The sequence below is a fragment of the Legionella shakespearei DSM 23087 genome (genome assembly GCF_000373765.1).
GTDB classification, from domain to species: domain Bacteria; phylum Pseudomonadota; class Gammaproteobacteria; order Legionellales; family Legionellaceae; genus Legionella; species Legionella shakespearei.
Genome location: NZ_KB892433.1, coordinates 1 through 1,367, shown reverse-complemented (window position 1 = coordinate 1,367; position 1,367 = coordinate 1). Strand labels below are relative to the sequence as shown.

The following is a 1,367-nucleotide window of genomic DNA, read 5'->3' as shown; positions in this document are numbered from 1 at the left end:
CTGAGTGATCCGCTCATTTTTTCTGATTACGTAAAAAGAAGTGCAAGCGTTGGTATTTTCTGATCTAATAAGAGTTCTCACACCATTATTGGAGGAAAACACCATGCTTGCGAATGTATTTTGTCACAATTATTTAACAAAATCACTTTCTTGGTTACATACGAAGACAAGAAACACGTTAATAAGCCATGTACAAAGTGTGTTAGGAGGTCATGCGCAACTGACGTTGACGAGTATAGGAAGGCATTTACCCGGCAAGAGCAAGGTAAAGCACAAAATCAATAGATGTTGGCGTTTTCTCTCCAATACAAAACTTCACACGGAGCAAGTCGCTCTATATAAGAGCCTGAGTGCCCCAGTGCTGGCTCCCTTAAATGAATTACTTATCGCAGTGGATTGGACAGGTTGCTGTAGTGCCGATACTCATATGCTCCGAGCGAGTTTGGTGCATACGGGGCGTTCTATCCCTATTTATAATGAAATCCATTCCCAGAAAGACCTTGGAACGGACAAAGTACACAAGCACTTTTTAAACCGTTTGAAAGCAGTGTTACCCGAAGGCAAGCGCGTTGTTATTATTACAGATGCCGGTTTTAAAACCCCCTGGTTTACTTCGGTTCGAAAATTGGGCTGGTACTTCACTGGTCGAGTAAGCGGCACGATTAACTATCGTCTCTCGACTGATAAAAAATGGAACCCGTTGAACACCTTACATGCTCTTGTTCAACGAGGAAAAACTCTTTACGTGGGTGTTGGAAAATTAGGACAAGATTCTAAAACACGAATAGAAGTGTTATTGACCTCCTATTGGGGAGAGAAAAAGGGACGTAAAAATCCTAAACCTAAATACCCTCAGGCCGAAAAAAGATACGCTAAAATGCATAATGAACCCTTGATAATTGCCTCTAATCTGCACCAATATCCTTCGTTAGATGGGGAACATAATCATCAAGCCCTTGCTGTGCTTGCACGCGATATATACTGTAAAAGAATGCAAATTGAGCAGAATTTTCGAGATGATAAGAGCGAACGCTTTGGAACTGCATGGCGATACAGTAGAACAGAAGACAAAAATAAGATAAGTGTTTTAATACTTCTGGCTTCCATTCGTATCCTCATTCTTTGGATGATAGGATTTGCAGCAGAAAAAAGGAAACTCCACCTTCATTTTCAGGCAAATACCATTCGTACTCATCGGGTGCTGTCTTTTATCTCGTTAGCCAAACAGCTCATAATTCACGGGTTTCCCCAGTTCAATATAAGAAAATTCAGCCGTATTATTACCTTGTTTCAGTTAGAATTTAATGAAAATTCCCCTTTTAATCACTTAATAAAAGGGGATTGAAAAAAATGAGAGGATCACTCAG

At 40.2% G+C, this 1,367-nt stretch carries 1 protein-coding gene; it reads left to right on the top strand.

Annotation, left to right across the window (positions count from 1 at the left end; genetic code table 11):
* Nucleotides 1–103: 103 nt before the first annotated feature.
* Complete coding sequence (locus B094_RS0113220) at nucleotides 104–1,345, top strand: IS4 family transposase (protein WP_081621114.1); 1,242 nt, start codon at nucleotides 104–106, stop codon at nucleotides 1,343–1,345.
* Nucleotides 1,346–1,367 lie beyond the last annotated feature (22 nt).